Source organism: Sphingobium xenophagum NBRC 107872, assembly GCF_000367345.1.
Taxonomy (GTDB): Bacteria; Pseudomonadota; Alphaproteobacteria; order Sphingomonadales; family Sphingomonadaceae; genus Sphingobium; species Sphingobium xenophagum.
Genome location: NZ_BARE01000038.1, coordinates 20,947 through 45,702, shown reverse-complemented (window position 1 = coordinate 45,702; position 24,756 = coordinate 20,947). Strand labels below are relative to the sequence as shown.

General features: G+C 63.2%; 21 protein-coding genes and 2 tRNA genes. 9 read left to right on the top strand and 14 right to left on the bottom strand.

The genetic code is table 11. The features are described 5' to 3' along the window. Nucleotides 1-30: 30 nt before the first annotated feature. The gene (locus SX1_RS16215; protein WP_043145841.1) at nucleotides 31-1,992 is read right to left on the bottom strand and encodes a hybrid sensor histidine kinase/response regulator; all 1,962 of its coding nucleotides are present in this window, start codon (nucleotides 1,990-1,992) and stop codon (nucleotides 31-33) included. 171 nt (nucleotides 1,993-2,163) lie between these two features. Here SX1_RS16215 and SX1_RS16210 point away from each other — a divergent pair, with 171 nt between their 5' ends. After that, nucleotides 2,164-3,078 carry a sugar kinase gene (locus SX1_RS16210; protein ID WP_019053823.1) on the top strand — a complete coding sequence of 305 codons (915 nt, stop codon included), beginning with the start codon at nucleotides 2,164-2,166 and terminating at the stop codon, nucleotides 3,076-3,078. Nucleotides 3,079-3,148: 70 nt separating this feature from the next. Here SX1_RS16210 and SX1_RS16205 read toward each other — a convergent pair. The 8 genes from SX1_RS16205 to cyoA all read right to left on the bottom strand — a co-directional run bounded on the left by SX1_RS16205 (nucleotide 3,149) and on the right by cyoA (nucleotide 10,133). Next, nucleotides 3,149-3,222 (bottom strand) — tRNA-Gly (locus SX1_RS16205). 50 nt (nucleotides 3,223-3,272) lie between these two features. After that, nucleotides 3,273-3,806: a response regulator transcription factor gene (locus tag SX1_RS16200; RefSeq protein WP_017181375.1), complete on the bottom strand. Its 534-nt coding sequence runs from the start codon at nucleotides 3,804-3,806 to the stop codon at nucleotides 3,273-3,275. Beyond that, complete coding sequence (locus tag SX1_RS16195) at nucleotides 3,796-5,121, bottom strand: ATP-binding protein (protein ID WP_019053822.1); 1,326 nt, start codon at nucleotides 5,119-5,121, stop codon at nucleotides 3,796-3,798. The genes SX1_RS16200 and SX1_RS16195 overlap by 11 nt, the downstream gene beginning before the upstream one ends. After that, the gene (locus SX1_RS16190) at nucleotides 5,118-5,816 is read right to left on the bottom strand and encodes an SURF1 family protein (RefSeq protein ID WP_019053821.1); all 699 of its coding nucleotides are present in this window, start codon (nucleotides 5,814-5,816) and stop codon (nucleotides 5,118-5,120) included. The genes SX1_RS16195 and SX1_RS16190 overlap by 4 nt, the downstream gene beginning before the upstream one ends. After that, nucleotides 5,813-6,187: a cytochrome o ubiquinol oxidase subunit IV gene (cyoD, locus tag SX1_RS16185; protein ID WP_019053820.1), complete on the bottom strand. Its 375-nt coding sequence runs from the start codon at nucleotides 6,185-6,187 to the stop codon at nucleotides 5,813-5,815. The genes SX1_RS16190 and cyoD overlap by 4 nt, the downstream gene beginning before the upstream one ends. Beyond that, on the bottom strand, nucleotides 6,184-6,828 hold the full coding sequence (cyoC, locus tag SX1_RS16180; protein WP_017181379.1) for a cytochrome o ubiquinol oxidase subunit III: 645 nt from the start codon (nucleotides 6,826-6,828) through the stop codon (nucleotides 6,184-6,186). The genes cyoD and cyoC overlap by 4 nt, the downstream gene beginning before the upstream one ends. A gap of 5 nt (nucleotides 6,829-6,833) precedes the next feature. Further along, on the bottom strand, nucleotides 6,834-8,852 hold the full coding sequence (cyoB, locus tag SX1_RS16175; RefSeq protein WP_019053819.1) for a cytochrome o ubiquinol oxidase subunit I: 2,019 nt from the start codon (nucleotides 8,850-8,852) through the stop codon (nucleotides 6,834-6,836). A 150-nt stretch (nucleotides 8,853-9,002) separates the two neighbouring features. Further along, the gene (gene cyoA, locus SX1_RS16170; RefSeq protein WP_019053818.1) at nucleotides 9,003-10,133 is read right to left on the bottom strand and encodes a ubiquinol oxidase subunit II; all 1,131 of its coding nucleotides are present in this window, start codon (nucleotides 10,131-10,133) and stop codon (nucleotides 9,003-9,005) included. Between the two features lie 164 nt (nucleotides 10,134-10,297). On the opposite strand from cyoA, the gene SX1_RS16165 reads away from it, so the two are divergent. Further along, on the top strand, nucleotides 10,298-11,632 hold the full coding sequence (locus tag SX1_RS16165; protein ID WP_017184231.1) for an MFS transporter: 1,335 nt from the start codon (nucleotides 10,298-10,300) through the stop codon (nucleotides 11,630-11,632). Nucleotides 11,633-11,662: 30 nt separating this feature from the next. Here the strand turns inward: SX1_RS16165 and SX1_RS16160 are convergent, their stop codons facing one another. Beyond that, on the bottom strand, nucleotides 11,663-12,508 hold the full coding sequence (locus tag SX1_RS16160) for a glycosyltransferase (protein ID WP_019053817.1): 846 nt from the start codon (nucleotides 12,506-12,508) through the stop codon (nucleotides 11,663-11,665). A 5-nt stretch (nucleotides 12,509-12,513) separates the two neighbouring features. Further along, entirely contained in the window at nucleotides 12,514-13,785 is a 1,272-nt protein-coding gene (locus SX1_RS16155) for an ammonium transporter (RefSeq protein WP_019053816.1), read from the bottom strand. A 109-nt stretch (nucleotides 13,786-13,894) separates the two neighbouring features. On the opposite strand from SX1_RS16155, the gene SX1_RS16150 reads away from it, so the two are divergent. Next, nucleotides 13,895-14,596 (top strand): NAD-dependent deacylase, encoded by a 702-nt coding sequence (locus SX1_RS16150; protein ID WP_019053815.1) that lies wholly within the window; start codon nucleotides 13,895-13,897, stop codon nucleotides 14,594-14,596. A 145-nt stretch (nucleotides 14,597-14,741) separates the two neighbouring features. Here SX1_RS16150 and SX1_RS16145 read toward each other — a convergent pair whose 3' ends face one another. The 3 genes from SX1_RS16145 to SX1_RS22760 all read right to left on the bottom strand — a co-directional run bounded on the left by SX1_RS16145 (nucleotide 14,742) and on the right by SX1_RS22760 (nucleotide 16,668). Beyond that, entirely contained in the window at nucleotides 14,742-15,770 is a 1,029-nt protein-coding gene (locus SX1_RS16145) for a FecR family protein (protein WP_017184227.1), read from the bottom strand. Continuing rightward, a complete protein-coding gene (locus tag SX1_RS16140; RefSeq protein WP_017184226.1) occupies nucleotides 15,688-16,293 on the bottom strand; it encodes a sigma-70 family RNA polymerase sigma factor in 606 nt (201 codons plus the stop codon). The genes SX1_RS16145 and SX1_RS16140 overlap by 83 nt, the downstream gene beginning before the upstream one ends. A 177-nt stretch (nucleotides 16,294-16,470) precedes the next feature. After that, nucleotides 16,471-16,668 carry a hypothetical protein gene (locus SX1_RS22760; RefSeq protein ID WP_017184225.1) on the bottom strand — a complete coding sequence of 66 codons (198 nt, stop codon included), beginning with the start codon at nucleotides 16,666-16,668 and terminating at the stop codon, nucleotides 16,471-16,473. Between the two features lie 127 nt (nucleotides 16,669-16,795). On the opposite strand from SX1_RS22760, the gene SX1_RS16130 reads away from it, so the two are divergent. The 6 genes from SX1_RS16130 to SX1_RS16105 all read left to right on the top strand — a co-directional run bounded on the left by SX1_RS16130 (nucleotide 16,796) and on the right by SX1_RS16105 (nucleotide 24,716). Next, a tRNA-Leu gene (locus SX1_RS16130) sits at nucleotides 16,796-16,880 on the top strand. Nucleotides 16,881-16,939: 59 nt separating this feature from the next. Beyond that, complete coding sequence (gene tig / locus SX1_RS16125; protein WP_019053814.1) at nucleotides 16,940-18,544, top strand: trigger factor; 1,605 nt, start codon at nucleotides 16,940-16,942, stop codon at nucleotides 18,542-18,544. Nucleotides 18,545-18,688: 144 nt separating this feature from the next. Then, on the top strand, nucleotides 18,689-19,666 hold the full coding sequence (locus SX1_RS16120) for a glycosyltransferase family 2 protein (RefSeq protein ID WP_017184223.1): 978 nt from the start codon (nucleotides 18,689-18,691) through the stop codon (nucleotides 19,664-19,666). Nucleotides 19,667-19,755: 89 nt separating this feature from the next. Continuing rightward, a complete protein-coding gene (gene clpP, locus SX1_RS16115; protein WP_017184222.1) occupies nucleotides 19,756-20,391 on the top strand; it encodes an ATP-dependent Clp endopeptidase proteolytic subunit ClpP in 636 nt (211 codons plus the stop codon). A gap of 140 nt (nucleotides 20,392-20,531) precedes the next feature. Continuing rightward, nucleotides 20,532-21,800, top strand: coding sequence for an ATP-dependent Clp protease ATP-binding subunit ClpX (gene clpX / locus SX1_RS16110; RefSeq protein WP_017184221.1), 1,269 nt, complete (start codon nucleotides 20,532-20,534; stop codon nucleotides 21,798-21,800). A gap of 366 nt (nucleotides 21,801-22,166) precedes the next feature. Then, nucleotides 22,167-24,716 (top strand): TonB-dependent receptor, encoded by a 2,550-nt coding sequence (locus tag SX1_RS16105; RefSeq protein WP_019053813.1) that lies wholly within the window; start codon nucleotides 22,167-22,169, stop codon nucleotides 24,714-24,716. The last annotated feature ends 40 nt before the right edge of the window (nucleotides 24,717-24,756 follow it).

Genomic DNA, 24,756 nt, shown 5'->3' with positions numbered 1-24,756 from the left:
GCCCTTGCAAGCCCCTATCCGCCAAAAGTGTCAGCCGCCGTGCGGCCTGACCGTAGCGTCGAGCAGCGGATCGCTGGCGCGCGAAGGGCGACTGGCCTTCACGATGCGGGCGAGATCGGCCTGTTTGAACGGCTTGTCCAGCCGGGGCCGGGCGCTGGCGTGCGGGGGCAATTCGGCAAAGCCGGTGATGATGATGACCGGCAGGCCGGGGAAGCAGGCCTCGATCGCGTCGGCCAGTTGCGCGCCGGTCATGCCCGGCATGGCATGGTCCGTCACGACAAGGTCGATCGCGCCCTGTTCCAGCAGGCGCAGCGCATCCACCGCGTTGCTGGCCTGAAACACGGTATGGCCCAGATCTTCCAGCATCCCCGCCGTGTTCATCAGTACCAGATCATCATCATCGACCGCCAATATGACCATCGGCGTGTCGATGTCGTCGGCCATCTGAAAGCGCGCGGGCGCGGGTTCGGCCGTATCGGCGCTGGCGACGGGCAGCAACAGGGCGACGGTAGTGCCCACCCCGACCTCGCTCGACAGGGTCAGCGATCCGCCGCATTGCTGGGCAAAACCATGAACCATCGACAGGCCAAGCCCGGTGCCCTTGCCCACGCCCTTGGTCGTGAAAAAGGGTTCGCGCGCGCGTTGCAGCGTCGCTTCGTCCATGCCTTCGCCCGCGTCGGTGACGGCAAGGCGGATATAGGCACCGGCCGCAAGATCGGGCCGTTCGCCGGCATCGACCGCGATTTCCGCCGCCTCGACAATGATCAGGCCGCCGCCCGGCATGGCATCGCGCGCATTGACCGCCAGGTTGAGGAGAGCCAGTTCCAGTTGCGTCGGATCAGCATGGGCGGGGACCATGGCGAGCGGGAAGCGGGTTTCGATGGTGATGCCCGACCCCAGCGTCGTCTGGAGCAGGTCCGCCATGTCGCGCACCAGAGCGATGCAGTCGACGCATTGCAGCTTGAGTTCCTGCTTGCGCGCGAAGGCCAGCATCCGCTGGGTCAACGTCGCGCCGCGTTCGGCCGCGGCCATGGCATTGTCGAGATAGCGGCTGATGTCCGCGCCGCTCGCCATGCGCTGCCGCGCCAGATCCAGGCTGCCGACGATCACCGCCAGCAGATTGTTGAAATCATGCGCGACCCCGCCGGTCAGCTTGCCGATCGCGTCCATCTTCTGCGTCTGGACAATGGCGTCGCGCGCTTCGTCCAGCGCGCGCTGCGCTTCGCGTCGTTCGGTCAGATCGCGGGTGACCTTGGCAAAGCCGTGCAATTGGCCCAGCGGGTCGCGGATCGGATCGATCACGACATTGGCCCAGAAACGGGTGCCGTCCTTGCGGATGCGCCAGCCTTCCGCTTCGAACCGGCCCTCCTGTTCGGCGGTGTGCAGCGCGCGGGAGGGGAGGCCGGCGATGCGGTCCTCCTCGCTATAGAAACGTGAGAAATTCTGGCCGACAATCTCGTCGGCGCTATAGCCCTTGCACCGTTCCGCGCCGCGGTTCCAGCTCGTCACCGTGCCGACGGGATCGAGCATGTAGATCGCATAATCGGTGACGCTGTCGACCAGCAGGCGGAAGCGTTCCTCGCTGTGGCGCAACGCTTCGCGCGCGGAGCGTTGTTCGGTCATGTCGCGGGTGATTTTGGCAAAGCCCAGCAATTGTCCGCTGGGATCGCGGATCGGATCTATCACGACGCTGGCCCAGAAGCGGGTGTCGCCCTTGCGCACGCGCCAGCCTTCCGCTTCGAAACGGCCATCATGTTCAGCGGTGTAGAGGGCAAGGGCAGGCACGCCGCTCGCCTGATCCTCCGCCGTGTAGAAGCGGGAAAAATGCTGGCCGATAATCTCGTCCGCTTCATAGCCCTTGAACCGGCGCGCACCTGCGTTCCAGCTGACGATGACGCCAGTGGGATCGAGCATGTAGATGGCGTAATCGGTAACACTCTGGACCAATAGTTCAAAGCAGTTGTCAGGACGTCCAGGCACAGCACTAATCATCAATTCCCCGAAGGCGGACGTCGAATGGATCAAGAGCGTCCTTGCCACAGGCAAAACGCCCGTATCGCGTGAAAGTTCCCTGTTACCGCAAACAAGCCGTTTACCGTTGATGGCTTGACTTGCGCGCAGCCGCTCCGCACGAAACCGGCGTCAGATGGAACGGGATGGAATATGGTCAGCGTAGCAGGGGCGAGCGTCACTGTCATCGGGGAAGCGATGCTGGAACTGAGCCGGGGGACGGGCGACGGCTGGACGCTGGGCTATGGCGGCGACGTCATCAACACCGCGATCCATCTCGCCCGGTCGGGCGAGAGGGTGCGGCTGGCGAGCGCCATGGGCACGGACCCCATGAGCGCGGAGCTGTGCGCGGCATGGGAGGCCGAAGGGGTCGACACCGCGCTGGTGCTGCGCGCAGCCGACCGGTTGCCGGGCCTGTACGCGATCGAAACGGACGCGAGCGGCGAGCGCAGTTTCCATTATTGGCGGGGGGAGGCGGCCGCGCGGCGGATGTTCGATCTGCCCGGCAGCGCGGACATGGTGGCGCAGGCGGCGCAGTCCGACCTGCTCTATTTCTCGCTCATCACGCTCGCCATCCTGCCCGACGAAGGGCGGGAGGCGTTGCTGGACCTGTGCGCCAGGGTGCGGGCCGGGGGCGGCAAGGTGGCGTTCGACGGCAATTATCGCGCGCGGCTGTGGAGCGATGCCGCAACCGCCTGCCACTGGCGCGATCGGGCGATTGCGGTCAGCGACATGGGGTTGCCGACGCTGGCGGACGAGGTGGAGATGGGCGCAGCCGACGACGCGCAGGACGCCGCCGCCCGCTGGGGCGCGGGGCAGGGGCGTGAGGTGGTGGTGAAGCTGGGCGGTGATGGCTGCCTGGTCGATGGCGTTGTCGTGCCGGTCCCGCAGATGGTGCCGGTAATCGATTCCAGCGGCGCTGGCGATGCTTTCAACGGCGGCTATCTCCATGCGCGGCTGGCAGGCGCGACGCCCGTGGACGCGGCGCTGGCGGGGCATAGGCTGGCGGGCTGGAATATCGGCCGGCGAGGCGCAATCCCGGCGCGCGATGGCGATGCGCCTTATTGAGGGGGGCGATGATGCACCGGCGCTAAAACGCCCACACAAGCGAGGCCACGGCATTTCGCGATGGTGGGATTGGAGCGGGTGAGGGGAATCGAACCCCCGTCGTCAGCTTGGGAAGCTGCTGCTCTACCATTGAGCTACACCCGCGTTCGACCGCCCATTGCCACGGGGGAAATGCGCCGTCAACCGATTGGGCGTCAGCCGATCTGGCGCTTGGCGAGTTTGCGGGCCAGGGTGCGGCGGTGCATGCCCAGGCGGCGGGCGGCTTCGGAAATATTGAACTCGCTGTCCTTGAGCGCTTCATGGATATGTTCCCACTCCAGCGTCTTGATCGACGTCGGGCGGGGGGCGAGCGGGATGGCGGTGTCGCCGCCGGACCGGGCGAAGGCGGCTTCGATGTCGTCGCTGTTGGACGGTTTGGCGAGATAGTTGGTGGCGCCCAGCTTGATCGCCTCTACCGCGGTGGCGATGCTGGCAAAGCCGGTCAGCACGACGATGAGCATGTCGGGATCATGGGCATGGAGCGCCTGGACGCAGACCAGCCCGGATTGCCCGCCCAGTTTGAGGTCGACGACGGCATAGCCCGGATCATGATCCGCCAGTAATTGCACGACCATTTCCTGGCTGTCGGCGATCAGCACGGTATAGCCGCGCCGCTCGAACGAGCGTTTGAGCGTCTTGGCGAAGGCGTCGTCATCCTCGACGATCATGAGCAGGCGGTTATCGGTCATCGCTATCCTCCCCGATCGCGAGCGTGCCGAGCGGCAGGCGCAGCAATATCAGCGCGCCGCCATCCGCGCCATTGCTGGCGCTGACGCAGCCGCCAAGCTTTCGCACGACATTGACGACCAGGAACAGGCCAAGCCCGCCGCCCTGCCGCCCCTTGCTGGAGCGATAGGGCTTGCCGAAATCGGCCAGCATGTCCGCGTCGAACCCCGGTCCATTGTCGCGCACGGCAATGTTGAGCCACTGGCTTTCGCGCCCGACCAGCAGGTCGATATAGGTTGCGCCCGCCTCCCGCGCATTGTCGAGCAGATTGGTGATCGCCTGCCGGATGACGGGATCGGCAACGATGCGCGGATAATCGTGCGGGCCGAAATCGCAGCGCAGCGGCATCCCCGGATTGGCGGCGCGCCAGCCCTGCGCCATGCCGTCGATGAAGGCGCGGACATTAGTGACCTGCGGCGCTTCGCCGCGCGCTTCGCCCGCCGACAGCAATATGCCCGACAGGATCGCCTTGCACCGGGTGACGGCGGCCTGCATTTCCTCCACTTCCTCGACTAGAGCGGGGTGGGTGGTGATTTCGGGCATGTGCCGCCAGTCGCCCAGCACGACCGCGAGCGAGGAGAGGGGGGTGCCCAGTTCATGCGCCGCGCCCGACGCCAGCAGGCCCATGCGGACGATATGCTCTTCCTCCGCCGCCTGTTGCCGCAATTGCGCCAGATAGGCCTCGCGCGCGGCCAGGTTGCGGGTCACGCGGGTCATGAACAGCACCAGCAGCACCGCGATCATGGTGAAGCAGACCCAGGTGCCGATGATGTGCAGATCGAACAGGCGGCCCTCCAGCGCGTCACTGAGGTCCAGCGGGCGGTAGAAGAAGGCGAGACCGGCGGCGCACAGCACGGAGATCGCGACGATGCCCCACACGCTCCAGCGATGGAGCAGCACCGCACCCAGCGCGACCTGGAGCAAATAGAGCGAGATGAAGGGATTGGTCGCGCCGCCGCTCATATAGAGTTGGGCGGTGAGCGAGAGGACGTCGAACAGCAGCGCCAGGAACAGTTCGGCATGGGTGATGTCGGTGCGCCGCCGCAATATGGCGAGGCTGGCCAGGTTCACGCCAGCCGCGATGCAGGGGACGACCATCATCGGCACCATCGGCAGGCGGATGCCCATGCCGTAATGGACGATCAGGATGGTAGCGACCTGACCCGCCAGCGCGATCCAGCGCAACTGCACCAGCAGCGCCATATTCTTGCGCCCGGCAGCGTCGGCTGGCCACTGGCTGGGCAGCCAGCGGGCGGCGATCGGCAGGCGCAGGGTCATGGACGGCGGCTTTGACGCATGAGGAGGATATAGGCGCCCGCGACCATGGCGGCCAGACTGAACCATGTCAGCGCATAGACAAGATGATTATTGGGGAAGCGGATGACGGTGAGGCCGCCGACGGGCAGGGCATCGGGCTGTGTCCCGGCGTCGGCGTCGATGAAATAATCGGCGGTTGCGGGCAGGGCGCGCGCGGCGGCGATGGCGGCGACATCGCGCGAATACCAGCGGTCGGCGGCGGGATCGTTCGACCGCAGGAAACCGCCGCCCGGCTCGGTCAGGCGCAGCAGGCCGGTGATGCGGACCGTCCCTGCCGGGCGGGCGTAGCGGGTGCGGGCGTCGTGCGGCACGAAACCGCGATTGACCAGGAGGATCGAGCCATCGGGGCGGCGCAGCGGGGTCAGCACCCAAAAGCCGGGGCCGCGCACGGTGGAAGCCTGCACCAGCGTTACCCGGTCGTGCAGGAAGGTGCCGGTGGCGCGCACGCGGCGATATTCGTCGGCCCCGGTGGCGCTCCCCGGCGCGGCGACAGGCGCGGCGTGGATGCGCGCGTCGACGCGGGCGATCAGGTCACGCTTCCACGCCAGCCGCTCCACCTGCCACACGCCCAATGCACACAGCCCCGCAAACAGCAAGGCGGCGATCAGCGTCAGGCCGACGGGGAAACCCGCCCGGCCCTGGCTGTGCGATGTCACGGCATCTGGCTCATATCATGCTCCATATGGGGCATCATATTGTTGTTGAGATGATACATGACCCACATCGAGCCGGACAGGGTGATAACCACCAGCACCAGCGTGAAGAGCAGCGCCATCATCGACCAGCCGCCTTCCGACCGGGTGTTCATGTGCAGGAAGTAGATCATGTGGACGATGATCTGCACCATGGCAAAGCCCATGATGACGAAGGCGGTGACTTGCGGATTGGCGAAGGTCTGGTTCATGACCAGCCAGAAGGGAATGGCCGTCAGCAGCACCGACAGGCCAAAGCCGATCATGTAGCTGCCCATGGTGCCGTGACTGCCAGACCCATGGTCGTGATCGTGGCCGTGATCGTGCGCGCTCATCGCAGCATCCCCATGAGATAGACGAAGGTGAAGACGCCGATCCAGATGACGTCGAGGAAATGCCAGAACATCGACAGGCACATCAGGCGGCGCTGGTTGGCGGCGATCAGCCCCTTTTGGCCGACCTGCACCATCAGCGTCACCAGCCAGATGATGCCGAAGGTGACGTGCAGGCCATGGGTGCCGACCAGCGCGAAGAAGGCGGACAGGAAGCCCGACCGTTGCGGGGTCGCGCCTTCATGGATGAGATGGGCAAATTCGTAGAGTTCGATGCTCAGGAACGCCAGGCCGAACAGGCCGGTGATGGCGAGCCAGGCCTGCGTCGCGCCGACCTTGTCCTTCTCCATCGCCAGCATGGCAAAGCCATAGGTGATGGACGAGAAGAGCAGCATCGCGGTGTTGAGCGCGACGAGATTGAGGTCGAACAGGTCGCGCGGTCCCGGCCCCGCCGCATAATTGCCGCCCAGCACGGCATAGATGGCGAACAGGCAGGCGAAGATGAGGCAATCGCTCATCAGGTAGATCCAGAAGCCCAGCGCCGTGCTGGACCCTTCGGGATGATGCGGATCTTCGCCCAGATGAAAGAGCGGATTGCCGTCATTATCGAGGAAGGCGGGGTCGATTGCGGATCGTGTGGCCATGATGCTTAGCCCTGTGTTGCGAGCAGCGCGCTGCGCTCGCCCTCGGTACGCTCGACCACGTCCTTGGGGATGGTGAAGTCGCGCTTGTAGTTGAACGTATGCCCGATCGCGACCGCCAGTATGGCGACGAAGGACAGGCCCGCCAGCCACCACATGTACCAGATCATCCCGACCGAGAAGGCGACCGACAGGCCCGCAATGATGATGCCGGTGCCGGTGTTGGACGGCATGTGGATGGGGGCATAGCCGGTCAGCGGACGCTCATAGCCGCGCTTCTTCATGTCCGCCCAGGCATCGCCATCATGGATGACCGGGGTGAAGGCGAAATTATAGTCGGGCGGGGGCGAACTGGTCGCCCATTCGAGCGTGCGGCCGTCCCATGGATCGCCGGTCGTGTCGCGCAACTGGTCGCGATTCTTGATGCTGACGGCGAACTGGATGAGCATGCAGGCGATGCCCCCCGCGATCATCACCGCGCCCAGCGCCGCGATCTGGAACCAGATTTGCAGGCTGGGATCATCGAACACGCGCATCCGGCGGGTGACGCCCATCAGGCCCAGCACATAGAGCGGCATGAAGGCGACCCAGAAGCCCACGACCCACAGCCAGAAGCTGCGCTTGCCCCATGTCGTTTCCAGCCGGAAACCGAATGCCTTTGGCCACCAATAGTTGATCGCCGCGAACAGGCCGAACAGGACGCCGCCGATGATGACATTGTGGAAATGGGCGATCAGGAACAGCGAATTGTGCAGCACGAAATCCGCCGGCGGAACGGCGAGCAGCACGCCGGTCATGCCGCCCACGGTGAAGGTCAGCATGAAGGCGACCGTCCACATCATCGGCAGTTCGTAGCGGATGCGCCCGCGATACATGGTGAACAGCCAGTTGAAGAGCTTGGCCCCGGTGGGGATGGAAATCACCATCGTCGTGATGCCGAAGAAGCTGTTGACGCTGGCGCCCGAACCCATGGTGAAGAAATGGTGCAGCCAGACGAGATAGCTGAGCAGCGCGATGACGATCGTGGCGTAGACCATCGAGCTGTAGCCGAACAAGCGCTTGGAAGAGAAGGTGGAGGTGACTTCGCTGAACACGCCGAACAGCGGCAGGATGAGGATATAGACTTCCGGATGGCCCCAGATCCAGATCAGGTTCACATACATCATGGGGTTGCCGCCCATGTCGTTGGTGAAGAAGGCGGTGCCGACATAACGGTCGAGGCTGAGCAGCGCCAGCACGGCGGTCAGCACCGGGAAGGCGGCGACGATCAGGATATTGGCGCAGAGCGACGTCCAGGTGAAGATGGGCAGCTTCATCATCGTCATGCCCGGCGCGCGCATCTTGACGATGGTGGCGATCAGGTTGACGCCCGATAGCAGCGTACCGATGCCCGCGATCTGCAAGCCCCAGATATAATAGTCGACGCCCACGCCCGGCGAATAGGCGATGCCCGACAAGGGCGGATAGGCGAGCCAGCCGGTGCGGGCGAATTCGCCCACGAACAGCGACATCATGACGATGATGGCGCCCGCCGTCGTCATCCAGAAGCTGAAATTGTTGAGGAAAGGGAAGCTGACGTCGCGCGCGCCGATCTGGAGCGGGACGATATAGTTCATGATCCCCGTGATCATCGGCATCGCGACGAAGAAGATCATGATGACGCCGTGCGCCGTGAAAATCTGGTCGTAATGATGGGAATTCAGATAGCCTTCGGAGCCGTTGAAGGCCATCGCCTGCTGAAGCCGCATCATGATCGCGTCGGCAAAGCCGCGCAGGAACATGATCAACCCCAGGACCATGTACATGATGCCGATGCGCTTATGGTCCACGGTGGTGAACCAGTCGCGCCACAACATGCCCCACAGCCGATATTTGGTGATGAGGCCCAGCACCACCGCGCCGCCCAGCGCGACCATCACGAAGGTACCGACGACGATCGGCTCATGCAGCGGGAGCGAACTCCAGTCGAGCCGACCGAAGATCAGCTTCCAGATGCCGCTATTTTCGGAGGCGGGATGCGGGGACATGGACGTTAGGGCCTTGAAAGGGGGAAGGGGGAGAGTGGTAAACTGCGTTCATCCGCCAACAACATCCGTTCGTTTCGAGCGAAGTCGAGAAACGCTGGCACAGTGCATGATGTGTCTCGACTAGGCTCGACACGAACGGATGTGGGTTTTCTAAAGCCCATCATGCCCCTCATGATCCTGCTGTCCCGGCGCTTGGTTGCCGCGCTCGGCGGGGGTGCGTTCCGCGGCGGGCGTCATGCCTGCGGGTTGGGCGATCTCCCCCTTCTTGCCGGGTTCGACCGGGTGATAGCCGCCCACGTCGATGGTGCCGTCATGGCGCAGGCCAGCCGTGTCGCGGGCCGATTCCTTGCCCGCCCCGCCCTGGGCGTCGGTCATCATGATCTGGTCCATGCAGCGCTTGCCCGGTTGCACGCACATATTGAGCGCGGCGTGGAATAGGCGGGGTTCGACGCTGGCGAAATAGATCGGCTTCACCTTTTCGCTGGGCTGTTCCAGCTTCACATAGGTGGCGCGGTCCAGCCTCTGGCCGCTGGCCTTCACGCGGGCGACCCATTGGTCAAAGCCGCGCTGGTCCATGGCGTGGAATTTGAAGCGCATGTTGGAAAAGCCAGCGCCCGAATAGTTGGCGGAAAAGCCGTCGAAGGTGCCGGGCCGGTTGACGACCGCGTGCAGGCTGGTCTGCATTGCCGGCATGGCATAGATCTGCCCGGCGAGTGCGGGCACGAAAAAGCTGTTCATGATCGATGCGGACGTGATCTTGAATTCGATCGGCTGGTCGATCGGCGCTGCCAGTTCATTGACTGTGGCGATCCCCAGTTCCGGATAGATGAACAGCCATTTCCAATCGAGCGCGACGACTTCGACCTGCAGGCGCTTTGCCGCCGGATCGATCTTGCGCTGCGGGTCGAGCCGTTCGACCGGGCGATAGGGGTCGAGCAGATGGGTGCTGGTCCAGGTGACCGCACCCAGCGCGATGATGATCAGCAGCGGCGCGGACCAGATCAGCAATTCCAGGCTGGTCGAATGGTCCCAGTCGGGGTCATAATCGGCGGCCTGCGCCTTTGCGCGATATTTCCAGGCGAACCAGGCGATCGTGCCCATGACTGGCACCACGATCAGCAGCATCAGCGCGGTGGCGATGAGTATGAGGTCGCGTTGCTGCATTGCAACGTCGCCCGACGGAGCCATGACCACCCAGTTGCACGCCCCCAGCGGCAGCAGCAGAACGGGCGCGAATCGGCGCAGAATTGCGCGGCTTTTGGCGGGCGGTCGAGCGATCATGGCCTCCGTCTAGTCAGGAAGTTACCGGGGCGACATTGGACCTTTTGTCCTATCCCTGTGCGGTTGCGAAATAGGGCATGGGTCTATTTGACAAGCCGATGATTCGCCATGCAACGAAGTAGGGCGAACAATCGTTCCCGCAGCATGAAGGCCCTTTTCACGCCATGACATCCGCGACGACAACGCCGAACAAGACGCAGGCGGAGCATGACGTGCGCAATCTTCATGCGCATGGCGACAAGAAAATCGCGCCGACCGAGATCGCCATTGGCGTCATCATCGGGCGGACGTCGGAATTTTTCGACTTTTTCGTTTATGCCATCGCGTCCTGCATCGTCTTTCCCGCCCATGTGTTCCCCTATCTGTCGCCGCTGCAAGGCACGCTCTGGTCCTTCGCCATCTTTGCGCTCGCCTTTGTGAGCAGGCCGATCGGGTCGGTCATCTTCATGGCGATCGACCGCGCCTATGGCCGCGGGGTGAAGCTGACCATCGCGCTGTTCCTGCTTGGCGGGTCGACCGCGGCTATTGCGTTCCTGCCCGGCTATGCGACGATCGGCCATTGGTCGGCCGTTCTGCTGGCGCTGTTCCGCGCGGGGCAGGGGGTCGCGCTGGGCGGCACCTGGGACGGCCTTGCATCCTTGCTTTCGCTCAACGCGCCGCAGAGCAAGCGCGGCTGGTATGCCATGATGCCGCAACTGGGCGCGCCGCTGGCGCTGATGGTGACGGCGGGCCTGTTCGCCTTCTTCCTGTCGACCTTGTCGCGTGCCGATTTCCTCGATTGGGGCTGGCGCTATCCTTTCTTCGTCGCGTTCGCGATCAATGTGGTGGCTTTGTTCGCGCGGTTGCGGATCGTGGTGACGGAGGAGTTTTCGCGCCTGTATGAAAAGCGCGAGCTTCAGCCATCGCTGGTCATCCCGACGGTGCGCAGCGAAGGGCGCAACATCGTCATCGGCGCTTTTGCCCCGCTGGCCAGTTTCGCGCTGTTCCACATGGTCACCGTGTTTCCGCTGTCGTGGATCGCGCTCTACACCGACCAGCCGCTGGAGCGCTTTCTGGTGATCGAGGTGATCGGCGCGTTTGTCGGCGTGCTGGCGATCATCGTCTCTGGCTTCGTTGCCGACATGATCGGTCGGCGTCGGTTGCTGGGCTTTTCGGCTGTCGGCATCGGCTTTTTCGCGGTCGCCGCGCCGCTGCTGCTGAATGGCGGCGATCTGGGCGAGGTCGCCTTCATGGTGCTGGGCTTCATCCTGCTTGGCCTCAGCTTTGGCCAGTCGTCGGGGGTGGTCGCCTCCAATTTCCGTACCGCGACCCGCTATACCGGGTCGGCGCTGACGTCGGATCTTGCCTGGCTGGTGGGGGCGGGCTTTGCCCCGCTGGTCGCGCTGGCAATTTCCGCCGAGTTCGGGCTGGCGGCGTCCGGCGCCTATCTGCTGTCGGGTGCGGTCGTCACCGGCCTGGCGCTGTTCGTGAACAAGGAACTGGCGGGCAAGGACCGCTAGACCCCTTGCCAGCCAGCCGGACGGCGGGGCTTAGAGCGCGTCCCGCATCCGGGCCAATGCCTTGCGGTCGAACCAGGCGCTGATGCCGCCGCGCGGGCGGAAGCGGGGGAGCCAGTCGGGGTAGAGGCTGGAAAGGCGCGGGGGCAGGCCGTCCGGTCCCTGCCGCGTCATGATGTCCGACACGATCCGGTTCTGGAAGAAGCGGACCGAATAGTTAATCAGCCTCTTATACTGCATCGTCCAGGTGGACGGACGGGTCAGGCTGACCTGTTCGCAGGCAAAGCCCGCGCCGTCGCAGGCGATCACACGGGTAACGTCCCAGCCGCTATCCTTTTGCAGATCGGTATGCGCCCAGGCCGCGACCAGCCCGTCGTCGCCGATCAGATCGTCGGGCAGGCGCAGGCCGCGCATGCGGATCGCGCCGACGAAGCGCCCCGACAGCGCGTAGAGATCGCCAAACAGCCCGCCGTCGGCACGCAGATTGCGGCGATAGGTTTGCGCCATCCGGCCATTGACCGGCATACCGGCGGCGGCATTGGCATGGGGGTGGGCGGCAAGGTCCGCCACCAGCGCGTCGATCGACCCGCTCTGTATCTCCGCGTCGCCATCCAGAAAGACGACGGCCTGCTCGCTACCGTTCAGCAGGTCATGGACCAGATGGTTCCAGGTCCGTGACTTACCGCCTGCGACAATGTCATGAACGATGACGTTCGCCCGCCCGCCCGCCGCTTCCCGCGCCCGCGCCACGGTGGCGTCGGTGGTGCCGTTGACAAGCACATGGAACAGCGTATCCGTCCGGTCGAGCGGCAGCGAGCCAAGGCAGGTGGCGATGCGCTTTTCTTCCTGATGGGCGAAAATGGCGACGGCGACGGTCATGGCGTTTAGCGGAAATCCCAGCCCTGCTGGCCATGCTGGCTGGCGTCGAGGCCATCGGCTTCTTCCTGCGCGCCCACGCGCATGGGGATGACCATCGACACGATCAGCGCGGCGATGGCGGTGCCGATCATCGCCCAGAGCGCGACGATGGCAAGACCGGCAAGCTGGCTGAGCAGCGCGGCGCTCAGGCTGACCGGCACTTCATAGCCGACCCCGCCGAGCAGCGGCAGGACGAAGATGGGGAGCAGCAGGACGCCGGTGAGGCCGCCCAGTCCGTGGATGACGAATATGCCCGCCGGATCGTCGATCCAGCGCGCCGCCAGCCCGTCGCCGATGCGGCAGACCATCGCTGCGATCACGCCGATCATCATCGCGCCGCCTGTGCCCACCAGCGCGGCGCTGGCGGAAATGGCGGCGATGCCCGCCAACGCGCCGGACAGGATGCCGGTGGCGCTGGTGCGCGCGCCCAGCAATCGGTCGAGCAAGGCCCAGAGCAGCGCGGCGGCGCAGGCAGAAAAATGAAAGTTCAGGATGGCGGTCGCGGCGTCATCGGTCGCGCCCAGCGACCAGCCGCCGACCACGCCCGACAGGCCGACCCACAGCAATGCGCCGCCCGCCAGACCGAGTACGGGCGAATGGCCGGGATCGGAGGCTTCGCGCCGCCGCCCGGCGATCAGGGCCAGCGTCAGCGCGGAAAAGCCCGCGACGCCATGCACGACCAGCCCGCCTGCAAAATCCAGCACGCCGAGGTCGGCCAGCCAGCCGCCGCCCCACACTGCGTGGACGGTCGGCGCATAGACCAGCAACAGCCAGAGCGGCGCGAAGCAGATCAGCCAGCCCAGCCGCACCCGTTCCGCAACCGCACCGATCAGCAGACTGGCGGCCAGCAGGGCCAGCGCCATCTGGAACAGGACGAAGGCGGATTCAGGTACGGTCATCCCGTCGCGCAATTGCCCCAGATTGGCGAGCAGCAGGTTCGCGCCGCCGCCCAGCCATGCGCTGCCCGGCGCATAGGCGATGGAATAGCCCGCGATTCCCCAGACCAGCGACACGATCGCAATCACGGCCGCGCCCTGCGTCATCACCGACAGAGCATTGCGCACATTGACCAGCCCCGCATGGCGCAGCATCAGCCCCGGCAATGCGGCCAGCAGCACCAGCAGCGCGCAAAGGATCATCCAGCCGGTATCGCCACTATCGGCGACGGCGACCTGCGCTAAGGCAGGCTGCGGCAGCGCGCTGACGGCGATCAGGGGCAGGGTCTGGGCAAAACGCATGGGGCATGTTCCGGCTTTAATAATGCGTCGGGGTCTAGCGCGGACGGGGTAAAGACTTCGATAAGCAGGACCATGGCGTTGCGGCGGGGCATTGGCTAGGCTGGGCGACATGAACCCGGACATACGCAATATCGTTATCCTCACCGGCGCGGGGATTTCCGCCGAAAGCGGGCTTGCCACCTTTCGCGGGCCGGACGGATTGTGGGAAGGGCATCGCGTCGAGGATGTCTGCACGCCCGAAGCGATCGCGCGCAATCCCGCGCTGGTGCATCGCTTTTATGACGAGCGGCGCGCGAAGCTGGACGAGGTGGCGCCCAATGCCGCGCATGAGGCGCTGGCGGCGCTCGACAGGGCATGGCCGGGCGAATTGCTGATCGTCACGCAGAATGTCGATGACCTGCATGAGCGGGCGGGGGCGAAGCGGCTGATCCATATGCATGGCGCGCTGCGATCGGCGTTGTGCGCGGCGTGCGGGAAGGCGGTGGCGTGGAGCGGATCGCTGCCGCCCGGATCGGTATGCGATGGCTGCGGCAAGCCCAGGCTGCGGCCCGACATCGTGTTCTTTGGCGAAATGCCCTATGAGATGGACGCGATCGACGATGCGCTGCGGCGCGCGGATCTGTTCGTGTCGATCGGCACGTCCGGCGCGGTCTATCCGGCGGCAGGTTTCGTCCAGACCGCCCGCCATGTCGGCGCGCGAACGCTGGAACTCAATCTCGATCCGTCAGCGGGCAGCTATTATTTCGAGGAAAGTCGGCTGGGACCGGCGAGCGTGCTGGTGCCGGAGATGGTGCGGGAGTTGTTGGGGTAGGGCAAAGGGTTAGAAATATATCCGTTCGGGCTGAGCGAAGTCGAAGCCTTATCCTGAGCGGAGCGAAGGGGCTTCGCCTGCGGCTCAGCCGAGCCCTTCGACTTCGCTCAGGGCGAACGGATTTAATATTGGTCCGCCCTGCGCGTCACAAGCCGACCCCATTGTCCGCCATTGCCGGCTCTTCGTCGCGATAGAGCAGCATGACCGAGCCATCCTCGCCCGTGACCGCGCGGATGGGGAGGCTCAGTTGCAGGGCAGAGAGGAATTCGCGGCTGTCGCTGATGCGGAAGCGGCCGCCGATTCGCAGCGCCGACACCCGCGTATCGCCAATCAGGATCGGCGCGGTGCGGTAGCGGTTGAACTCGCCTGCCGCCTGCTCGATGGTTTCACCGTCCAGTTCGACCATCTGTTCGCGCCAGGCCGTGCGCTGGCCAACCAGCTTGGGGTCCAGCCGGGTGAGCGCGATGGTGCGCGGCTGGATCACTGCGCCGCTGCCTGCGCTGACGCGCTTTTGCACATTATCGCCCGAATGGACGGTGACGGTGCCATGGGTGACGGTGAGTTCGACGATCGAGGGACGCATCCGCACGTTGAAGGCGGTGCCAACCGCGCGGATGACCGCCGATCGTGCTTCGACGTCGAACGGGCGTTCGGCGTCACGGGCGACGTCGAACGAGGCTTCGCCCTTGAGGATACGCACTTTGCGGCCATTATCGGTGAAGCGGACTTCGGCTTCGCTGTCGCTGTTGAGGTGCAGGGTCGATCCATCTTCCAGCGCGATGTCCCGGATCTGGCCGATGCCTGTCTGGAAACGCTCCACCCCGCTGAATGTGCGGACAGTGACGATGGCGGCGACGATGAAGAGCATGACCGCGACGGCGGCGGCGACCATGACGTTGCGCGACAGGCGGCGCTGCTGTTCTTCGCTGACGATCTGCGCCAGCGGGGGCAGGGTGACTTCGGCGGCGGCGCTTTTCAGTCGCTCGGCCGCTTCCCATGCTGCTTCGGCACGGGCGAACGCAACGGCGTGGCTGGGGTCAGCCTCTACCCATGCGCAAATTTCGGCTTCGTCCTGTGGGCTGGGATCGCTGTTAAGCCTGGCCAGCAGGCGCGCTGCTTCCGCTTCGATCGCGGCCCTGGTCCCGCAGCTTGATCCTGGCTCCGACCCCTGCACGTTCGAAATCCGTTTCCTCACGTTCTGCCCAGGCCCGCATAACTATCGCGATGGCTTTGGCCAGATGTTTTTCAACAGTAGAAACGGATAGGGACATCTCCTCCGCTATTTCCAGCATGGATTTTTCGTGGATGCGGCGAAGAATGAACACGCGACGGCACTGGGCAGGCAGCGACTCGACGATAACCTGCACCTGACGCAGCGCTTCGCGGGCGTTCAATTGCGCCTCGATCGTATTTTCGCCGCCCAGCAGTTCCAGGTCGGCCATGGTTTCGAAGCTGACCACCTTGTTACGGCGGGCGGTGTCGATGACGAGGTTGCGGGCGATGGTGAAGAGATAGGCGCGGCCTGTCGTCACATTTTCCCAATTTTCCGTCGCATAGGCGCGGGTCATGACTTCGGCGACCATGTCGTCCAGTTCATGGGTGGAGGGCAAAATGCGTCGCAAACGACCGCGCAATGCTGCTTCCTGTGGCAGGATGACGGTTTTGAACCAATCCAGTTTTGCGCGAACCCTATGCACGTCGACCCCCTATTTTGTCAGCCGCGCCTCTCCGTCATTTCTATTTGTAACAATTCAATCATGCTTGCAGGGGTCTGTCCAGCGGCGGGGCCATCATATTTTAACGATCAACCAAAAAGGTTCCGCAAAGTGACATAAAAATTGTGGATATGTTGGCCTATCGGCCGAAAATTGCGCTCAATCCGGCGGCACTTCGGCTGGCGCGCTGTCTGGCTGATCATAATCGGGGCCGACCGGCACGATCTCGTCCGGCTCCGTGACCGGCAATTCCTGCGGAGTCGCAGGGGCGGGGGTTTCGGGTGGCGACTGCGGGTCGATAATGTCCGGCGGGGGCACGCCATCGGGGTTGGGTGTGGGGTCGGGCTGGGTGGCCATATCTGCTTCTCTCTGTTAAGGGGGCGGAGAGGGTACGCATGGGTCGTCGCCCCGGTTCCGCGACCCGACTCACTATCCCTTGCCCTTGCCCACGCTTTTCTCTATGCCGCGCCGACCGGCGACCGATGCGGGCGTGGCGAAATTGGTAGACGCGCCAGATTTAGGTTCTGGTATCGCAAGATGTGGGGGTTCGAGTCCCTTCGCCCGCACCAGTATGCCACCTGCGGCAGCGCCACCGAAATTCAGCTGAAGAAAGCGTTTGAGAGAAGAGATGCAGACTGTCGAGACGTTGAACGAAGGCCTTAAGCGCGCCTACACTGTCACCATCACGTCGAAGGATATCGACGCGCGAGTGGACAAGGAAGTGAAAGCCATGGCCCCGCAGGTGCGGATGCCCGGCTTCCGCCCCGGCAAGGTGCCCGCCAATCTCGTCAAGAAAATGCATGGCGAAGCGCTCCAGCGCGACGCGCTCAACAACAGCATTCAGGAAAGCATCCAGAAGTTGATCGCCGACCAGAAGCTGCGTCCCGCGATGCAGCCTTCGGTCGAGCTGGACGAAGGGTTCGAGTTCGGCAAGGACGCGGAAATCAAGGTCGCGCTCGAAGTGCTGCCCGACATCGCGGCGCCCAGCATCGAAGGCATCAAGCTGGAACGGCTGACCGTCGAAGTCGCCGACGCGCAGGTCGATGAGGCCGCTGGCCGCATCGCCACGCAGCAGGGTGCGCTGGAAGAAAAGGGCGACGATCATGTCGCGCAGGACGGCGACACGCTGGTCATCGACTTTCTGGGCAAGGTCGACGGCGAAGCCTTTGAAGGCGGCGCGGCCGAGGACATCAAGCTCAAGCTCGGCTCTGGCCAGTTCATCCCCGGTTTCGAGGAACAGCTGGGCGGCGTGAAGAAGGGCGAGGAAAAGGTCATCGAAGTGACCTTCCCCGAAGATTATGGCGCGGCGCATCTGGCCGGCAAGCTGGCGACCTTCGACATCAAGGTGAAGTCGATCCTGGACGGCGACAAGCCCAAGCTGGACGATGATTTCGCCAAGTCGCTGGGCCTGGAAGGGCTGGACCAGCTCAAGGATCTGCTCAAGGGCCAGATCGAGCAGGAACATAATGGCCTGACCCGCACCCATATGAAGCGCAAGCTGCTGGACCAGCTGGCGTCGGCCCATGACTTCGACGTGCCGCCGAGCATGGTCGAGGCCGAGTTCGAGCAGATCTGGCAGCAGCTTCAGCATGAAGCGAGCCATGAGGAAGATCCGGCCGCCGCGATCGCCGAAATGGAAGCCGAGAAGGACGATTATCGCGCCATCGCCGTGCGCCGCGTTCGCCTGGGCCTGCTCCTCTCGGAAATCGGCCAGGCCAATGGCGTGACCGTCAGCGACCAGGAAATGAACCGCCTGATCATGCAGGCCGCGCAGCAGTACGGCCCGCAGGACCGCGAGCGTTTCGTGCAATATGTCCGTCAGGACCCGATGGCCGCAGCCCAGCTGCGCGCGCCGCTTTATGAGGACAAGGTCGTCGACTTCCTGTTCGACAAGGCCGAAGTCACCGACCGCGCCGTGACCAAGGAAGAGCTGGAAGCGGCGATCGAAGCCGAAGATGGCGACATCAAGCCCCACGTCCATGGCCAAGATTGCGGCCATGACCATGACGAAAAGCCCAAGGCGAAGAAGGCCGCGTCGAAGAAGGCCGCTGCCGAACCGGCCGCCGAAGCCGAAGCGGTAGCCGAGGAAGCCCCGGCCAAGCCGAAGAAGGCCGCCGCCAAGAAGGCAGCCCCTGCCGCGGCGGAAGCGGACGCGCCGGCCGCAGAGGCCGCTGCCGAGGAAAAGCCCAAGAAGAAGGCTGCTCCCAAGAAGGCCGCTGCCAAGGCTGAATAAGCCCGGCTGAAAAGTGATGGACAAGCGCCCGGCTTCCGACAGGAGGCACGGGCGCTTTTCATTTCGCACGCGCCATGGCAGAGGAAATATTAACCCTGTCGGTCCATGCCATCGGGCACGGAAGGCAGCAGGATGCGAAGGCCGATGAAGGAATATCCCGCCATGACCAGCGACAGCGCGCTGGCAGTCCCGCGCATCGCGGTCATCCTGCCCTGTTATAATGAAGCCGGCGCGATCGTGCAGACGGTGCAGGATTTCCGCCGCGCATTGCCCCATGCCGACATCTATGTGTTCGACAATAACAGCAGCGACGGCAGCCCCGAACTGGCGCGCGGTGCGGGCGCGATCGTCCGCCGCGTGACCCAGCAGGGCAAGGGTCATGTCGTGCGCCGCATGTTCGCCGACGTCGATGCCGACATCTATATCATGGCCGATGGCGACGCGACCTATGAGGCCGCGGCCGCCCCCGCGATGGTCGCCGCCATGCTCGACGATAATCTCGACATGGTGGTCGGTTGCCGCAAGTCGGAGGCGGAAGAGGCCTATCGCCCCGGCCATCGCCTGGGCAACTGGGCGCTGACCAGCCTGCTCAAACAATTGTTCGGGCGCAGTTTTACCGACATATTGTCGGGCTATCGCGTCTTTTCCCGCCGCTTCGTCAAAAGCTTTCCGGTGCTGTCGGCCGGGTTCGAGATCGAGACCGAGATCAGCGTCCATGCGCTCGAACTCGCCATGCCGGTCGCCGAAGTCGTCACCGCCTATGGCGCGCGGCCCGAAGGATCGGTCAGCAAGCTTTCCACCTATCGCGACGGCTTTCGCATCCTGCGCACCATCTTCACCCTCTATCGCATCGAGCGGCCGATCCTGTTCTTCGGCGTGATCGCCGCGTTCCTTGTCGCGCTGGGGCTGGGGCTGGCCGCGCCGCTGATCGTGACCTATATGCATACCGGCCTGGTGCCGCGTTTCCCGACCGCCATCCTGGTCACCGGCCTGATGATCCTTGCCACCCTTTCGGGCATGTGCGGGCTTATCCTCGACACGGTGGTGCGCGGGCGGCGGGAGGTACGGCGGCTGTCCTATCTTGGTTTTCGCGCGCCGTCCGACTTCGCCCGGCGCGACTGAACCGGCTTCCTTCCTGCACGCCCCCCTTGAACCATTTGCCGTTTGTGCCGATGTAGGGGTGGGCAAAAGCACCTGACTGAAAGAGCACAATGACCAACATCATGCATGATCCCATGGCCGCGCTGGTTCCTATCGTTATCGAGCAGTCGAACCGTGGCGAGCGCAGCTTCGACATTTTTTCGCGCCTGTTGCGTGAGCGGATCATCTTCGTGACCGGCCAGGTCGAGGATCATATGGCCTCGCTGATCGTCGCCCAGTTGCTGTTCCTCGAATCGGAAAATCCGAAGAAGGACATCTGGATGTACATCAACTCGCCCGGCGGCGTGGTGACGGCGGGCATGGCGATCCACGACACGATGAAATATATCCGGCCCCAGGTCGGCACCGTGTGCATCGGCCAGGCGGCGTCGATGGGCAGCTTCCTGCTGGCGGCCGGTGAACCGGGCAAGCGGATCGCGCTGGGCAATGCCCGCATCATGGTCCACCAGCCATCGGGCGGCGCGCAGGGCATGGCCAGCGACATCGAGATCCAGGCCAAGGAAATCCTGCGTATCCGCCGTCGCCTGAACGACCTGTATGTCCAATATACCGGCAGGTCGCTGGAAGAGATCGAGCGGGCGATGGACCGCGACACCTTCCTGGAGGCGGACGAGGCCAAGGCCTTCGGTCTGGTCGATGAAGTGTTCACCAGCCGGCCCGCGCTGCCCGAAGCGAGCGAGACTTAAAGCCCATCTTTACCGGGGCGCGCTACTTTCACCCCTTGTGAAACCGGCGCGCCACGGTCTAGGATGACTATGGACCAAATTACCCGCGCCGGAATGCGGTTTTGGTGATTGTTGAACCGGCAGGGAAGAAAGATTGGCGAATGACTAAGCTTACCGGCTCCGATTCCAAGAGCACGCTCTATTGCTCCTTCTGCGGCAAGTCGCAGCATGAAGTGCGCAAGCTGATCGCTGGGCCGACCGTGTTCATCTGCGATGAGTGCGTCGAGCTGTGCAACGACATCATCCGCGAGGAGACCAAGGGCGGTCTCGTCGGCAAGAAGGATGGCGGCGTGCCGACCCCGCAGGAAATCTGCGATGTGCTGGACGATTATGTGATCGGCCAGAACCGGGCGAAGCGCGTACTGTCGGTCGCGGTCCATAACCATTACAAGCGGCTGAACCATGGCAGCAAGCCGGGCGAGGTCGAGCTGGCCAAGTCCAACATCCTGCTGGTCGGCCCGACCGGATGCGGCAAGACGCTGCTGGCGCAGACGCTGGCCAAGACGTTCGACGTGCCCTTCACCATGGCCGATGCGACGACGCTGACCGAAGCGGGCTATGTCGGCGAGGATGTGGAAAACATCATCCTCAAGCTGCTTCAGGCGTCGGACTATAATGTCGAGAAGGCGCAGCGCGGCATCGTCTATATCGACGAGATCGACAAGATCAGCCGCAAGGCGGAAAACCCTTCCATCACCCGCGACGTGTCGGGCGAGGGCGTGCAGCAGGCGTTGCTGAAGCTGATGGAAGGCACCACCGCTTCCGTCCCGCCGCAGGGCGGGCGTAAGCATCCGCAGCAGGAGTTTTTGCAGGTCGACACGACCAACATCCTGTTCATCTGTGGCGGCGCGTTCGCTGGTCTGGAAAAGATCATCGGTGATCGTCTGGAGGCCAAGTCGATCGGCTTTGGCGCCTATGTCGCTGCACCCGAAGAGCGCAAGACGGGCGAGCTGCTGCGGCAGAGCGAACCGGAAGATTTGCTGAAATTCGGGCTGATCCCCGAATTTGTCGGTCGTCTGCCGGTCATCGCGACGCTGGAGGATCTGGACGTGTCAGCGCTGGTCAAGATTTTGGGCGAGCCCAAGAACGCGCTGGTCAAGCAATATGGCAAGCTGTTCGAGATGGAGAATGTCGACCTCAGCTTCACCGATGAAGCGCTGGTCGCGATCGCCAAGAAGGCGATCGAACGCAAGACCGGCGCGCGCGGGCTTCGCTCCATCCTCGAAGCGATCCTGCTCGACACCATGTTCGACCTGCCGTCCATGCAGGGCGTGGGCGAAGTGGTGGTCGACAAGGATGTCGTCGCGGGCAAGAAGGAGCCGATTCGCGTGTTCAGCGAAAACAGCAAGCGAGCCGAAGACGCCGCCTGATCGCAAGGCTAGGCCGGAGATAAAAAAGGGGCTGACGGGTGACAGTCGGCCCCTTTTTGTTGGGCGGGTTCCGCGCTGACACAAATATTCCTGCTGCGTTGCAAAATTGCACCACCGTCAAATAGCGGGCAGAAACCCCTATAAAATATAATTAAAACAATAACTTGTGTGGATCTGGCGCCGTGATCCGCGCGCCATCCTGCTCATCTGTTCGCACCTGTGACAGAGCATGTTGCACATTGTAACAAAAGTGCAGCCATAGCATCACAGGGGCGTCGCCAGAGGCCGTCACAGGCGGCTCCGGCTTGCAAGAGCATAACAGTATGGCGTGTCAGCGCCGCTCCTGAACAAGGGACAAAGGGTCACATGAAACAGTTTCTGATGTGCAGCGCCGCGATGATCGCCGTAGCCGCTCCTTCCGCAGCCTTCGCCCAGTCGACGGGTTCGATCGATTTTGAAGACACGATCATTGTCACCGGTGCCAAGGTTGGCAAGGGCGTAGGCGGCGTTGTTCTGCCCGACACGACCAAGGCTAAGGGTGTCATAACGCAGGAACTGATCGCCAAGCAGGGTTCGGGCAACACCATCCTCAACGCGATCAACCTCATTCCTGGGGTCAGCTTCCAGAATAACGATCCCTATGGTTCGGCCGGTGGCCAGCTCAACATTCGCGGCTTTGGCCCGGATCGCGTTTCGCTGACCTTCGACGGTATGCCGCTGAACGACACCGGCAACTATGCCATCTATTCCAACCAGCAGCTTGACCCCGAATTGATCGAGGAAATCAACGTCAACTTGGGTTCGACCGACGTAGACAGCCCCACGGCGGCTGCTTCGGGCGGCACGGTCAACTATCGCTCGATTCAGGGTTCGGACGATTTCAAGGTGACGATGGTCGGCGCTGCCGGCGATTATGACTTTTTCCGCCTGTTCGGCCTGGTCGAAACCGGGGTGTTTACGCCCTTCGGCACGAAGGCGTGGTTCTCCGCCTCGACCACGCGCAATGACAATGTGTTCAATAATTTCGGCCAGATCGATAAGCAGCAGTATAACGCCAAAATCTATCAGCCGATCGGCAGCAATGGCGACTTCATCTCCGTTGCAGGCCATTGGAACGCCAACCGCAACAACTTCTTCGGTTCTCTGCCGCTGCGCGTCGACACTGACCAGGGTCGCGTCGCGGGGCCGAACTCCAGCAATCGCTACCCGATCACGAAGGATGAGCGCTTCTACACGATCCCGGCCTGTACCCTTCCCGCCGGTGGTCCCGGTGCGCAGGCTGCTGGCACCTGCGGCACATTGTTCGATTATCGCTTCAACCCGTCGAACACCGGTAATATCCGCATCAATTCGCGCTTTGCTTTGACCGATAGCCTGACGCTGACGGTTGATCCGAGCTATCAATATGTGAAGGCGAATGGTGGCGGCACCAGCACCGCGCGTGAAGGTTTCTTCGATCTTGACGCTGGCAGCGGTACACAGAATGTTGTGGGCTTTTTCGGTGGCGCGCCCTATTTTGGCCGCGATCTGAACGGCGACGGTGATATTCTGGATCAGGTCAACGTGCTGTCTCCGAGCCAGACGACCACGGATCGTTATGCTGTCATCAGCTCGCTGCGCTACGACATTAACGACAACCACCGCGTTCGTGTCGCCTACACGTTCGACCATGGCCGTCACCGTCAGACTGGTGAAGTTGGCCTGCTTGGATCCAATGGCGAGACGATCGACGTGTTTGCGGTCGACAATCCGCAGGCTGACGTCAACGGCGCTATCCTGCAAAAGCGTGATCGCCTGTCCTACGCCATCCTGCATCAGGTGTCGGGTGAATATGTCGGCAAGTTCATGGATGAAATGCTGACCGTCAATCTTGGCGTGCGCGCCCCGTTCTTTACGCGCAAACTTCAGAACAATTGCTACACCAGCAGTGCATCCGGCTTCGTAGAATGTTTTGGGACCAACGGTGTTATCCCCACAAACACTGGAACGCTGCGGCCGACTTGGGCTGCACCACAAACACGCAAGTTCAAATATGACAAGGTGCTTCCCAACGTTGGGCTGAACTTCAAAATCACGCAGGCCGCTAGCGTGTTCGCAAACTATTCGAAGGGGTTGAGTGTTCCCGGCACCGATTCGCTCTATAACGCCTTCTTCTTTGCGCAGGATAATGCTGCAGCCCAGCCTGCGCCCGAAACGACGGACAGCTTCGACCTTGGTGCGCGCTACACGACGGGCAAGTTCCAGGCGCAAGGTAGCTTCTGGTACACCAGCTACAAGAACCGTCTGGCCTCGGCCTTTGACCCTGAACTGAACGTCAGTGTCTATCGCAACCTCGGCAAGGTCGAAAAGTACGGTTTCGACGGCAGCGTGTCCTATCAGCCGATCGAAAATGTCAGCCTCTATGTGTTTGGTTCGTACCTCAAATCGAAGATTCAGGATGATATCCAGATCGGGACTGTCACCGTCGCTGGCGTAACCACGCCTGTGTTCGCACCGACCGCAGGCAAGCGTGAAAGCGGTGCGCCGGTTTATACGATCGGCGCGCGCGGCGAAGTGAATTATGAAGGCGTCACGCTCGGCATCCAAGCCAAGCGTACCGGGCGTCGTTATGTTTACGACACCAACCTGCCGACCTATCGCGGCACGACAGCGGCCCCGGTCGAAATCTACAGCGCGGCAGCTCCGTCCTATACGCTGGTCGATCTGGACGCCCGTGTTTCGCTCGCCCGCTTCGGGGTGCCGGATACGTATTTCCAGCTTAACGTCAGCAACCTGTTCGACAAATTCTATGTCGGTGGTTTCGGCGGTGGCTTGAACCAGTCGATCACGCTGGCGACAGGTGCATATGGTAGCCCCGGTTTCGTCCAGATCGGTTCGCCGCGGGCGGTATCGGGTTCGCTGCACGTCAGCTTCTGATCCCAAAGATCATCGACAAAAGCGAAAGGGCGGGGCGCAA